This window comes from Bradyrhizobium sp. 87 (genome assembly GCF_023073015.1).
In the GTDB taxonomy this organism is placed as follows: domain Bacteria; phylum Pseudomonadota; class Alphaproteobacteria; order Rhizobiales; family Xanthobacteraceae; genus Bradyrhizobium; species Bradyrhizobium canariense_D.
The window spans coordinates 76,921-88,914 of record NZ_JADPIQ010000090.1 but is presented as its reverse complement, the minus strand read 5'-3'; the positions used below and the strand labels follow the sequence as shown (position 1 = coordinate 88,914).

Sequence of the window (11,994 nt, the reverse complement as noted above, 5' to 3'; positions counted from 1 at the left end):
TGGATGGCCGGGACAAGCCCGGCCATGACGACGTGCTGGCTTTGGTGCCTGCCGTTTACGCCGCGCGCACGCCCGCCAGGAAAGTCCCGACTTCGCCAGAGAGCTGCTCGGCCTGCTTGGAGAGGTTTGAGGCTGCTGCGAGCACCATGCCTGCGGCATTGCCGGTCTCGTTCGCTGCCGTGCTGACGCCCCCGATATTGGTGGTGACTTCCAGGGTGGCCTCCGCGGTCTGCGAGACGCTGCGGGCGATCTCGGCGGTGGCGGCGCCTTGCTCCTCGATCGCGGCGCCGATCGAGGTGGCGATCCGGCTGACCTCCTCGATGGTGGCGGTGATGCCGCCGATGGCGTCCACCGCTTCCTTGGTCGCGCCCTGGATCTGGGCGATCTTGTCGCCGATCTCGCGGGTGGCTTCGGCAGTCTGGCTCGCCAACGATTTCACCTCCGAAGCGACGACAGCAAAGCCGCGGCCGGCTTCACCGGCGCGTGCCGCCTCGATGGTGGCATTGAGCGCGAGCAGATTGGTCTGCGCCGCGATGCTGGAAATCAGCTCGGCGACGTGCTCGATCTGCTGGGCGCCGTCCGAGAGAGCGCGCACGATGGTGTCGGTGCGGCGTGCGCTGTCCACGGCGCGGCCGGTGACCACGGCGGACTGCGCGACCTGACGGCTGATCTCGGTGATGGAGGAGGAGAGCTCCTCGGCGGCGGCCGCGACCGTCTGGACGCGCTGGCTGGCTTCGGTGGCGGCCGAGCCGACGACGGCGGCGCGGCGGTTGGTGCCTTCCGCGGTCGACGACATCGACTTGGCGGTGACCTCCAGCTCGCCGGAGCCCGAGGCCATCAGGCCGACGAGCTGGCCGACGGAGGCATCGAACCGGTCGGCAAGCGAGATCAGCGCGTCGCGCTTCTCCTGTTCGCTGCGGGTCTTGGTGGCGACCTGCTCCGCCTCCAGCTTGCGGGCCGTCAGCGCGGTCTGCCTGAGCACTTCGAGGGTCTCGGCCATGCGGCCGATCTCGTCGCCGCGACCGGTCTCCTCGACCGCCGTGTCGATGGCGCCTTCGGAAATGGCCTGCATGCGGTTCTTCTGGCGATCGAGCGCGCCGAGCACGTCGCGGGCGATCAGCCAGGACAGTGTCGCCATCAGCAGCATCAAGCCGATGCCAATCGCCCCCAGCTCCAGCGTCAAGGCTCGCACGTCGGCGTCGATGTCGTCGACATAGAGGCCGTAGCTGATCGTCGCGTTCCAGGGCGCGAATTTGCGCGCGAAAACGGTCTTGCGGACGGGCTCCGTCTGGCCGGGGCGGGGGTAGAGATATGAGGTTACGCCGCCCTGAGCAGCCTGGTTGCCGGCCGTTACGATCGCATCTGCGATGAGGACACCGTTGGAGTCCTTGGCGCCCGTGATCTTGCCTTCGAGCTGCTGGTTCGCGCCATTGATCAGGATCGAGGTATCGGCGTTATAGACCACCGGATAGCCTTGGCCGCCATTGAAGCTCATGCGGCGGCCGCGCAGATGGAACTGGATTTTCGCTTCGGCCTGCGTCAGCTTGCCGGCGCCGACCTCCTCTTCGAGTGATTGGGCGAGGTTGTGGAGCATGTCGACCGCGGTCCGCATCTGCTGAACGCGATCCTCCAGCATGCGGCTCTTGCTGAGCACGGACGACACCCCGATGATGGCCGTGACCGTGAGTGCCGAAAGACAGACCATGCTGGCGAGCTTGGTGCGGATCTTGAGGTGACTCAGCAGCTTCATCACGGCCTCGACGGAATGGTTATTGTTGCTCGCGTCGGTAGCATGAAATTCTTACCAATCATGAATGGACGCGTGCGACGGCTGCCGCGCAAGCGGCGTGCGCAAACATGCAGGTCGTCATGCGCTTCTCGGGCGCATGGCGCGTCAACTCGGAGAAAAATCGTGTGGGTCTTTAGTCGCGACCTAATCCGTTGGGAGCGGCAATGAACCGATTCGTTCACCGCCTCATCATGTCGATGCTGCTGGTCGCGGTCCTCGTCCTGGTCTGGAACGTGCTGGGCTCGCGCTGAGATGGCACCCGTGAACATACGGATGCCATCTCTTCATTCGCGAATCAATCGCTGACGCCTCAGCGCCGCGCGAACGCGCCGCTAGTCCTTGCCCATCGCCGCATCGGCGCTGACCGAGCCGCCGCCGGCTGCCGAGAGGTAGAGGCAGGCGAAGCAGAACAGGATCGCCGCGGTGCCACCATTGAGCAGCGGCAGGAACACCGGCGTTTCGCCCTTGAACATGTGCCCCATGAAATAGGCGAAGGCCATCTCACCCGAGAGGATGAATGCCGCGAGGCGGGTGAACAGGCCGATCATCAGCAACGCGCCAAGCACGAGCTCAAGCGTACCGGCTGCGTAGATGATCGGCGGGATGTTTGCGAAGTAGGGAAGCACCGGAAACTTGAACAGCTTGGCGACACCGTACTGGAACAGCAGCAGGCCGGTGATGAAGCGAAACAGGCTCAAGAGAACCGGTTGAAAGCGAACGAGATAGGGAAAGTTCATTGGTTTGTGCCCTCCATCCAATGCTGCGACTAGGACCGCATTCAGTTCCGCCCTGCAAGCCGCCCAAGGGCAATTTGCGCTGACATTTTTGTCATGTCGGACAAAACACCGCAGGAAGGACTTTCAGCCGCGTGCGATCCACATCTTCGTAGCTGTTCGCGTCGTGCCCATCCGTAATTTCCCGGTGACGCGAATGCGCTCAAGTTACCTTCAGGAGACCTACCGCCGCAAGGCGGGCACGACCAGGAACGGGATCATCCCGAGCACCACGCTCGCGAGTGCGAAGGCGAGCAGCGCGTTGTAGCCATGGGTCGCGTCATGGATCAGGCCGCCGCTCCAGGAGCCGAAAGCCGAGCCGAGCCCGCTGCCGATCGAGATGGTGCCGTAGATGGTGCCGACGCGCTTGCCCCCAAAGATCTTCATCGCGGTCGCCGTGATCAGCGGTCCACGTGAGCCCATCATGCTGCCGAAGCAGACCACGAATCCGGTGAGCAGGAGGAAATTGGCGGAGTATTGCAACAGCCACAGCAGGAAGATGCCGAGGATCGAGATCGCGTAGCTGAGCAGCACCGACGGCCGGCGACCGATCAGGCCGTCGAGCGCGGACACGCCTAGCATGCCAAACACCAGCACGATGCCGGAGAAGCCCCAGGCCGTGGCGGCCTGCAGCGGTGGAAAGCCGGCATCGATCAAATAGGCCACGATCTGGGCGGCGATCGCATACATGCCGACCGCGGTGAAGAAGAATGTCGAGAACAGCGCCCAGAAGGCGTGATGGCGCATCGCGCTCGGAAGGGTCCAGCCGTGATCGACGAAATCCGGATCGGTCTTCTTCGCGATCTGCGGCGAGCCCGAGGCGAACAGCCGCCATGGCAGCAGCATGAGCGGCACCAGCAGGCCGAGCGCGGCGAAGCCGAACAGCTGGTAGGTTTCGCGCCACCCCAGATGATCGATCAAAAGCTGCGAGGCCGGCAGCAGCGCCAGCACGCCGCCACCCATGGCCGAGTAGACCACCGCCATCGCGGTCGGGAGTTTTGGGCCGAACCAGCGGCCCAGCAGGATCGAGTTCGGCACATTGCCGATGAAGGCGACGCCAATGCCGACGCAGAGTCCGATCGAGAGCTGGAACTGCCAGAGTGACTGCGCGTGGCTTGCGATCAGGAAGGCCGAGCCGAGCAGCAAAAGGCCCAGTGCATAGACGATGCGCGGTCCGGAATGATCGAACAGGCGCCCGACCAACGGCGCCGTCAGTCCGCTGACGAGCCACGTCAGCGAATAGATCGAGACCACTTGGGCGCGATCCCAGCCAAAGTTTTCCGAGATCGGCTTCAGGAAGACGGTGAAGCTTTCGCTGAGGCCGCGGCCGAGCACGGCGAGTGTGAAGCAGAGCGCGAGCACCACCAGCGCGGTGCGCACGACGCCCTGCGGCGTCGCCGTGACGCGTTCCCTGGTCGCTTGCTTGGACTGTTCCTCTAGCGTGTTCTGGTCCATTGCCGATCAGGGAGCGCGCTTCAGCGCGCCCTGACAAGCAGCGAAAAGCTCATACGCCTATGCAGGCCTCAGGAGGATGTGCTTCTTCTTGCCGAACGACAGCTTGACCACGCCTTCCGGCGTCAGGTCGGCCGCCGACAACGCCATCTTCTCGTCGGTGACGGGCTCGTCATTGACGCGCAGGCCGCCGCCCTTGATCTGGCGCCGTGCTTCGCCGTTGGAGGCAACGAGGCCCGCCTTGACGAAGGCGTTGAGCACGCCGAGGCCGGCGTCGAACTCGCCGCGCGGAATTTCCACGGTCGGCAGGCTCTCGGCCAGCGCGCCTTCCTCGAAGGTGCGGCGCGCGGTCTCGGCCGCCTCGTTCGCTGCGTCGCGGCCATGCAGGAGCGCGGTCGCCTCGGTGGCGAGCACCTTCTTGGCCTCGTTGATCTCGGAGCCTCCGAGCGCCTCGAGCTTCCTGATCTCGGTCATTGGCAGCGTCGTGAACAGCTTGAGGAACTTGCCGACGTCGGCGTCTTCGGTGTTGCGCCAGTACTGCCAGAAATCATACGGCGAGAACTGGTCGGCGTTGAGCCAGACCGCGCCCTGAGCGGTCTTGCCCATCTTGGCCCCCGACGCCGTCGTCAGCAGCGGCGTCGTCAGGGCGAACAGCTGATGCGTGCCCATGCGGCGGCCGAGATCGACGCCCATGATGATGTTGCCCCACTGGTCGGAGCCGCCCATCTGCAAGTTGCAGCCGGTCCGCCTGGCGAGCTCGACGAAGTCGTAGGCCTGGCAGATCATGTAGTTGAACTCGATGAAGCTCATCTCCTGCTCGCGCTCGAGGCGCAGGCGCACGGAGTCCATCGTCAGCATGCGGTTGACCGAGAAATGCCGCCCGACGTCGCGCAGCATCTCGATGTAGTTGAGCTTTGTCAGCCACTCGGCATTGTCGAGCATGATGGCGTCGCTCTTGCCCCCGCCATAGCGCAGCACCTTTGCGAACACGCCGCGGATCGATTCCTTGTTGGCCTCGATCTCGGCGACGGTGCGGATCGCGCGCGTCTCGTCCTTTCCGGAGGGATCGCCGACCATGGTTGTGCCGCCGCCCATCAGCGTGATCGGCTTGTTGCCGGACTGCTGCAGCCAGTGCAGCATCATCATGGTCAGGTAGTTGCCGATGTGCAGCGAGCGGGCGGTGCAATCGTAACCGACATAAGCCGTCGCCTCGCCCTTGGCGGCGAGGGCGTCCAGCCCCTCGAAATCGGAGCATTGGTGGATGAATCCACGTTCCTGCAGCGTATTGAGGAAATCCGATTTGAATGCAGTCATTTGTCGGCGCGCCTGACAATTCTTGGTTTACTGTTTTGGGAGCAATTTAAGGGTCATCCGTGGGAACTCGGTTGCTGCCCGCTACTTTGGCCTGTGGCATTATAAGATGTGTCCCTCTGGCACAAGATCGGCATGCCGGAAGGGTCTCTTGAGGACGCTGATCCATGATGTTGACGGCACTCGGTTTGATGAGCGGCACCTCGCTGGACGGGGTGGATGTTGCGCTGATCGAAACCGACGGAAAGCAGGTGAAGGCATTCGGGCCGTCCGGCTACCGGCCGTATAGCCCGGCGGAGCGCAACCTGCTGCGTCAGGCGCTGAGCGAGGCCGTGCACCTGGCGCAACGCGATGCTAGGCCGGGAGTTCTGGCCGAGGCCGAACGCGCAGTGACGCTCGCGCATGCCGAGGCGGTGGCCGCCTTCGTCGCCCAGAACCGGATGAAGCCGGAAGACATCGACATCGTCGGCTTCCACGGCCAGACCGTGCTGCACCGCCCCGAGAAGCGGCTGACGGTGCAGATCGGCGACGCGCCGGCGCTGGCCAGGGCGATCCATATCCCGGTGATGCATGATTTTCGCGCCGCCGACGTCGAGGCCGGCGGGCAGGGCGCGCCATTTGTGCCGGTTTATCACCGCGCGCTCGCCCATTCGCTGGAGCGCGAAGGGCCGATCATCGTGGTCAATATCGGCGGCGTCTCCAACATCACCTATATCGACGGCAACGACACGCTGATTGCCTGCGACACCGGACCCGGCAACGCGCTGCTCGACGATTTCATGTACCGCACCATGAACCAGGCGTTCGACGCGGACGGAAAGCTCGCAGCCCTCGGCAAGGCGGACGAAGCCTGGATCGCGCGGGCGCTGGAGCTGCCGTTCTTCGTAAGCCCGCCGCCGAAATCGCTCGACCGCAACGATTTTGCCGCACTAAAGCTCGGCGATGTCCTGCCGGCCGACGGCGCCGCGACCCTGACCGCCTTCACCGCGGCGGCCATCGCCCGCATCATCCCGCTGCTGCCACGCAGGCCGCGGAGCTGGATCGTCTGCGGCGGCGGCGCCCGCAACCGGACCATGCTCCAGATGCTGCGGGAGCGCGTTGGGTCCGCCACTGTCGAGGCCGCGGAGGCAGTCGGCTGGGCCTCCGACGCCATCGAGGCGCAGGCCTTCGGCTTCCTCGCCGCGCGCGGCCTGAAGGGCCTGCCGCTGTCGTATCCCGGGACCACGGGCGTGCCGATGCCGATGACGGGCGGGGTGATCGCGCGGCCTTGAGATGATAGGCGGGATGATGCAGATGCATTGATCTTGACAGGTAGATGCACATGCATCTATCTTTGATGCAGTTGCATCTAACCGTCGGGATTCTCGCCATGACCGCTTCACTGAAACTGATCAGCCACAAGCTTTGCCCCTATGTGCAGCGCGCGGTGATCGCGCTCAACGAGAAGGGCGTGCCGTTCGAGCGGGTCGACATCGATCTCGCCAATAAGCCCGACTGGTTTCTCAAACTGTCGCCGCTCGGCAAGGTGCCGGTGCTGGTCGTGACGAGCGAGAAGGGCGAGGTCGCGCTGTTCGAGAGCAACGTGATCTGCGAGTACATCGAGGAGACGCAAGGCGGCGTGAGACTGCATCCGGCGGATGCCTTGGAGCGTGCCGAGCACCGGGCGTGGATGGAGTTCGGTTCAGCAGTGCTCGCCGATCTCTGGGGCCTAGAGACCACGACCGATGCGGCGACGTTCGAGAGCAAGCGCCAGGCGCTGATGGTGAAGTTCGCCCGGGTCGAAGCGGCGCTCGGTGCCGGTCCTTATTTTGCTGGCGAAGCGTTCAGTCTCGTCGACGCCGTATTCGCCCCCGTCTTCCGCTACTTCGATCTGTTCGACGAGCTGACCGACCACGGCATTTTCCGCGATGTGCCGAAGGTCCGCGCATGGCGCGCCGAACTGGCGAAGCGTCCGAGCGTCCGTACTGCGGTGGGCGCGGACTATCCGCAATTGCTGCGCGCCTTCCTCGTGCGCCACGACGCGCATCTGCTCAAGCTTGCGGCCTGAGCCCACGCCGATGTCGCAATCCATGGCCTGGCTGATGCTGGTGATCGCAGGCGCACTCGATGTTGGCTGGGCGATCTCGATGAAATATGCGGAAGGCTACACGCGCGCTGGCTGGAGCGTCGTTTCGCTCGTGCTGCTCGTAGCCTTCGTTGTCCTGCTCGGGCGTGCTTTGAAGGTGCTCGAGGTCGGCGTCGCCTATTCGGTCTGGACCGGCATCGGCGCCGCCGGCACCGTCGTCATGGGTGTGGTGCTGTTCGGCGAGGCGCTGAGCGCGATGAAGATCGCGGGGATCCTGCTGGTGCTGACGGGGATCGCGGCGCTCAAGCTGGCCTAGAGCTCTGCGGCCATTTTCGCGAGCGTCGCGATCGTTTTCATGTTGCGCGCGGTGCCGGTCTTGGCGGCGGGGATGACCAGCTTCGACGTGCCCATGCCGTCGCCGTAATGCACGTAGATCTCGCGGCGGCCGAGGCGGATCTCCTCCTTGTTCTGGCCGCGAATGCCGGCGAGCGCATCCGCCGGCGGCGCCTTGTCGAGGAAGATCGCGACGGTACGGTTGGGGGCGGCCTTTGGAAACGGATTATCGGCCAAGACCTGCGCCATCTCGGTGGCGCTGCGCACGAGCACGCCGACCGGCGCGCCGGCATAGGCGTGCAACCGCTTTTCGAGTGCGGTCTTGATCGCAGATTGCGACTTGCGGCTTGTGAAGACGACGTTGCCGCTTGCAATATAGGTGCGCACGGCGGCGTAGCCGAGCTCCTCGCACATGGCCTTGAGTTCGCTCATCGGCAATTTGCCGGTGCCGCCGACATTCACGGCACGCAGCAATGCGATGAACGCACCCACGGAAAGCTCAGCGCACGTTGGCGAGGCGCATGTCGAGATAGGCGGTGATGGTTTCCATCAGCGGCTCGAGCTTGGCGTCGAAGAAGTGGTTGGCGCCCGGGATGACCTGCTGGTCGATCACGATGCCCTTCTGGGTCTTCAGCTTCTCGACCAGCGTGTTGACGTCCTTGGGCGGCACCACCGCGTCCTTCTCGCCATGCACGATCAGCCCCGAGGACGGGCAGGGTGCGAGGAACGAGAAGTCGTAGAGGTTGGCGGGCGGCGCGATCGAGATGAAGCCCTCGACCTCGGGGCGGCGCATCAGCAGCTGCATGCCGATCCAGGCGCCGAAGGAGAAGCCGGCAACCCAGCAGGCGCGCGCTTCGGGATTGATGGTCTGCGCCCAGTCGAGCGCCGCGGCCGCGTCCGACAATTCGCCGGTGCCGTGGTCGAACGAGCCCTGGCTGCGGCCGACGCCACGGAAATTGAAACGCAGCACCGAGAAGCCGCGATGCGCGAACGCATAGTAGCACTGGTAGATGATCTGATGATTCATCGTGCCGTGGAACTGCGGATGCGGATGCAGGACCATCGCGATTGGCGCGTTCTTCTGCTTGGCCGGATGGTAGCGGCCTTCGAGGCGGCCGGCGGGGCCGGTGAAAATAACTTCAGGCATGATGATCTCTTGATTGATCCCTTGAAGACGCTCTTCAACAATCAACCGATTGTGCGGATTTCATCGGCTGCTGGGCCGATCAAGCCGCGAATGGAAGGGTGGAGCGGCGCCCTCGGATGATGCGCGAGCGGCGCGCGGCGAACTGACGCGCGCGTTCTAACATGAGCCGAGGGTCAAAAAGCAAGCATCTTGAACATCGCCCAATGAGCTCAAGGCGTTAGCGTCATGGCCGCGTCGTCGCGCGATGGGGGAATCCGGAATCGAGATTGCCAAGTGCTCCAGGGGAGCCCATGTCGGGTACCAGCGCTGGCGCAGCAATCAGTCTCAGGTAATATAATACTCTATGCCGAGCCGCATCTATCTCGACTGGAATGCGACCACGCCGCTTCGCGCCGAGGCCCGAAGCGCGATGCTCGCAGCCTCCGAGCTCATCGGCAATCCGTCCTCGGTTCATGCCGAGGGGCGCGAGGCGCGGCGCCTTGTCGAGGACGCGCGGGCCCTGCTTGCGACCTCCGTCGGCGCGCTGCCGCGGAACGCGGTTTTTACCTCCACGGGAACCGAAGCCAACGCGCTGGCGCTGTCACCGGGTCTTCGAGGGCCCTCTGGCGGGCCTGTCGAGCGGCTTCTGGTCTCGGCTGTCGAGCATGCTTCGGTGCTGGCGGGCGGCCGGTTCCCGACCGATCAGATCGGTCAGATCAGGGTCACGCGCTCCGGCGTGATCGACCTCGACCATTTGAAGGCGCTGCTCGGCGACGGCCCGCCGGCGCTGATCTCCATCATGGCGGCCAACAACGAGACGGGCGCGCTGCAGCCCATCGCCGAGGCCGCGGGAATCGTTCACGGGGCTGGCGGCCTGCTGCACGTCGACGCAATCCAGGCGTTTGGAAAAATCTCATTTGATATCAAAGTGATCGGCGCAGACCTTGCGACCTTTTCTGCACACAAGATCGGCGGCCCCAAGGGGGTCGGCGCGCTGGTCGTGGCCGAGGGCGTGGCCGGACTTGAGCCGTTGCTCCGAGGCGGCGGGCAGGAGCTGAACCGGCGCGCCGGAACCGAGAATGTCGCCGGTATTGCCGGCTTCGGCGCAGCGGTGCGGGTCGCCCTTCAGGCTTTGCCCGAGGATGCGGAGCGGATGGCAAGCCTAAGAGATCGCTTGGAAAATGGCATTTGCTCCATGGCGGGTGCAACGGTCTTCTCAAGTGATGTTGGGCGGTTACCTAACACCGTTCTTTTCACGGCTCCCGGGTTGAAAGCCGAGACGGCGGTGATCGGTTTCGACCTCGAAGGTGTCGCGGTGTCCTCGGGATCTGCCTGTTCCTCGGGCAAGGTGCAGCCGTCCCACGTGTTGTCGGCAATGGGGTATGATCCGACCGTCGCCCAAGGAGCGGTGCGTCTCAGTCTGGGCTGGTCCACGGAGCCGGATGACATCAACAGGGCGTTAGAGGCTTGGCGAAAGCTCGGTAATACCCTACTTAAGGGATAAGCGATGAAACACGCCTTGAACGGTTCTAAGCGCGTGCGTCCCGCCAAGAAACATCGTAATAGTCGTCCGAGTTTGATGATCCACCGCGGTCCTTGAAACCGCGAGCGGAGGATAGAATGCCAGCCGTGCAAGAGACGGTCGAGCGCGTGAAGCGCATCGACGTCGACCAGTATCGTTATGGGTTTGAGACCCTGATCGAGTCCGACAAGGCCCCCAAGGGGCTGTCGGAAGAGACCGTCAAGTTCATCTCCGAGAAGAAGAACGAACCCGCCTGGATGCTCCAGTGGCGGCTCGAGGCCTATCGGCGTTGGCTGACCATGACCGAGCCAACCTGGGCCCGCGTCGACTATCCCAAGATCGACTTCCAGGACCTCTATTACTATTCGGCGCCGAAGCCGAAAAAGACGATCACCTCGCTCGACGAGATCGATCCCGAAATCCTCAAGACCTACGAGAAGCTCGGCATTCCCTTGCGGGAAGTCGCCATGCTCGAAGGCGTCGAGCCGAAGCCCGGCGAGGAAGACCCCAACAGGCGCAAGATCGCGGTCGACGCGGTGTTCGATTCGGTCTCGGTTGCGACCACCTTCAAGGCCGAGCTGAAGAAGGCCGGCGTGATCTTCATGCCGATCTCGGAGGCGATCCGCGAGCATCCCGAGCTGGTGCAGAAATATCTGGGATCCGTGGTGCCGACGTCGGACAATTTCTACGCAACGCTGAACTCGGCGGTGTTCTCGGACGGCTCGTTCGTTTACGTGCCGCCGGGCGTGCGCTGCCCGATGGAACTGTCCACCTACTTCCGCATCAACGAGCGCAACACTGGCCAGTTCGAGCGCACGCTGATCATTGCCGACAAGGGCTCCTACGTCTCTTATCTCGAGGGCTGCACCGCGCCGCAGCGCGACGAGAACCAGCTGCACGCGGCCGTGGTCGAGCTCGTCACGCACGACGACGCCGAGATCAAATATTCGACGGTGCAGAACTGGTATCCCGGCAATTCGGAAGGCAAGGGCGGCATCTACAATTTCGTCACCAAGCGTGGTGACTGCCGCGGCAACAATTCCAAGATCTCCTGGACCCAGGTCGAGACTGGTTCGGCGATCACCTGGAAGTATCCGAGCTGCATCCTGCGCGGCGACAATTCGCGTGGTGAATTCTACTCGATCGCGATCTCGAATGGCTATCAGCAGGTCGACAGCGGCACCAAGATGATCCATCTCGGCAAGAATACGTCGAGCCGCATCATCTCCAAGGGAATCGCAGCCGGCAAGTCGCAGAACACCTATCGCGGGCTCGTTACCGCGCATCGCAAGGCGACCGGCGCGCGCAACTTCACCGCCTGCGATTCGCTGTTGATCGGCGACAAATGCGGCGCGCACACCGTGCCCTACATCGAAGCCAAGAACTCGTCGGCGACGTTCGAGCACGAGGCCACCACGTCCAAGATCTCCGAGGACGTGCTGTTCTACTGCATCCAGCGCGGCCTCACGCAGGAGGAGGCGGTCGGCCTCGTCGTCAACGGCTTCGTCAAGGACGTGCTGCAGCAACTGCCGATGGAATTCGCGGTGGAAGCGCAGAAGCTGATCTCGATCTCGCTTGAAGGATCGGTCGGCTAGCGCCGGCCCTCGCGGCGCGCGTCGCGCG

General features: G+C 63.9%; 11 protein-coding genes. 5 read left to right on the top strand and 6 right to left on the bottom strand.

The features are described from left to right. Positions 1 to 55: 55 nt before the first annotated feature. The 4 genes from IVB50_RS23030 to tyrS all read right to left on the bottom strand — a co-directional run bounded on the left by IVB50_RS23030 (position 56) and on the right by tyrS (position 5,328). Positions 56 to 1,750 (bottom strand): methyl-accepting chemotaxis protein, encoded by a 1,695-nt coding sequence (locus IVB50_RS23030; protein ID WP_204511088.1) that lies wholly within the window; start codon positions 1,748 to 1,750, stop codon positions 56 to 58. A 371-nt stretch (positions 1,751 to 2,121) separates the two neighbouring features. Beyond that, complete coding sequence (locus IVB50_RS23025; RefSeq protein ID WP_018454461.1) at positions 2,122 to 2,526, bottom strand: DoxX family protein; 405 nt, start codon at positions 2,524 to 2,526, stop codon at positions 2,122 to 2,124. 219 nt (positions 2,527 to 2,745) lie between these two features. Beyond that, positions 2,746 to 4,017: an MFS transporter gene (locus tag IVB50_RS23020; RefSeq protein WP_085353503.1), complete on the bottom strand. Its 1,272-nt coding sequence runs from the start codon at positions 4,015 to 4,017 to the stop codon at positions 2,746 to 2,748. A 57-nt stretch (positions 4,018 to 4,074) separates the two neighbouring features. Then, the gene (gene tyrS, locus IVB50_RS23015; RefSeq protein WP_018454459.1) at positions 4,075 to 5,328 is read right to left on the bottom strand and encodes a tyrosine--tRNA ligase; all 1,254 of its coding nucleotides are present in this window, start codon (positions 5,326 to 5,328) and stop codon (positions 4,075 to 4,077) included. Between the two features lie 164 nt (positions 5,329 to 5,492). Between tyrS and IVB50_RS23010 the strand changes: the two genes are divergently transcribed. From IVB50_RS23010 to IVB50_RS23000, 3 genes are all read left to right on the top strand, one after another. Further along, the gene (locus IVB50_RS23010) at positions 5,493 to 6,596 is read left to right on the top strand and encodes an anhydro-N-acetylmuramic acid kinase (protein ID WP_018454458.1); all 1,104 of its coding nucleotides are present in this window, start codon (positions 5,493 to 5,495) and stop codon (positions 6,594 to 6,596) included. A 98-nt stretch (positions 6,597 to 6,694) separates the two neighbouring features. After that, entirely contained in the window at positions 6,695 to 7,372 is a 678-nt protein-coding gene (locus IVB50_RS23005) for a glutathione S-transferase family protein (RefSeq protein ID WP_018454457.1), read from the top strand. Between the two features lie 10 nt (positions 7,373 to 7,382). Continuing rightward, the gene (locus tag IVB50_RS23000) at positions 7,383 to 7,706 is read left to right on the top strand and encodes a multidrug efflux SMR transporter (protein ID WP_039799056.1); all 324 of its coding nucleotides are present in this window, start codon (positions 7,383 to 7,385) and stop codon (positions 7,704 to 7,706) included. Here IVB50_RS23000 and IVB50_RS22995 read toward each other — a convergent pair. After that, positions 7,703 to 8,215 (bottom strand): DUF1697 domain-containing protein, encoded by a 513-nt coding sequence (locus tag IVB50_RS22995; RefSeq protein WP_085358775.1) that lies wholly within the window; start codon positions 8,213 to 8,215, stop codon positions 7,703 to 7,705. The two genes, IVB50_RS23000 and IVB50_RS22995, sit on opposite strands and share 4 nt — an antisense overlap. Before the next feature lie 7 nt (positions 8,216 to 8,222). After that, positions 8,223 to 8,870: an alpha/beta hydrolase gene (locus IVB50_RS22990; protein ID WP_007591562.1), complete on the bottom strand. Its 648-nt coding sequence runs from the start codon at positions 8,868 to 8,870 to the stop codon at positions 8,223 to 8,225. A gap of 343 nt (positions 8,871 to 9,213) precedes the next feature. Between IVB50_RS22990 and IVB50_RS22985 the strand changes: the two genes are divergently transcribed. Beyond that, positions 9,214 to 10,353, top strand: a complete 1,140-nt coding sequence (locus tag IVB50_RS22985) for a cysteine desulfurase family protein (protein ID WP_247297408.1) — start codon at positions 9,214 to 9,216, stop codon at positions 10,351 to 10,353. A 116-nt stretch (positions 10,354 to 10,469) separates the two neighbouring features. Continuing rightward, positions 10,470 to 11,966: a Fe-S cluster assembly protein SufB gene (gene sufB, locus IVB50_RS22980; protein ID WP_027569858.1), complete on the top strand. Its 1,497-nt coding sequence runs from the start codon at positions 10,470 to 10,472 to the stop codon at positions 11,964 to 11,966. Positions 11,967 to 11,994 lie beyond the last annotated feature (28 nt).

Coding starts and splice junctions, on each gene's coding strand:
- IVB50_RS23000 (WP_039799056.1), top strand. CDS start 7,383: ATGTCGCAATCCATGGCCTGGCTGATGCTGGTGATCGCAGGCGCACTC.
- IVB50_RS22990 (WP_007591562.1), bottom strand. CDS start 8,870: ATGCCTGAAGTTATTTTCACCGGCCCCGCCGGCCGCCTCGAAGGCCGC.
- tyrS (WP_018454459.1), bottom strand. CDS start 5,328: ATGACTGCATTCAAATCGGATTTCCTCAATACGCTGCAGGAACGTGGA.
- IVB50_RS23025 (WP_018454461.1), bottom strand. CDS start 2,526: ATGAACTTTCCCTATCTCGTTCGCTTTCAACCGGTTCTCTTGAGCCTG.
- sufB (WP_027569858.1), top strand. CDS start 10,470: ATGCCAGCCGTGCAAGAGACGGTCGAGCGCGTGAAGCGCATCGACGTC.
- IVB50_RS23005 (WP_018454457.1), top strand. CDS start 6,695: ATGACCGCTTCACTGAAACTGATCAGCCACAAGCTTTGCCCCTATGTG.
- IVB50_RS22985 (WP_247297408.1), top strand. CDS start 9,214: ATGCCGAGCCGCATCTATCTCGACTGGAATGCGACCACGCCGCTTCGC.
- IVB50_RS23020 (WP_085353503.1), bottom strand. CDS start 4,017: ATGGACCAGAACACGCTAGAGGAACAGTCCAAGCAAGCGACCAGGGAA.
- IVB50_RS23010 (WP_018454458.1), top strand. CDS start 5,493: ATGATGTTGACGGCACTCGGTTTGATGAGCGGCACCTCGCTGGACGGG.
- IVB50_RS23030 (WP_204511088.1), bottom strand. CDS start 1,750: ATGAAGCTGCTGAGTCACCTCAAGATCCGCACCAAGCTCGCCAGCATG.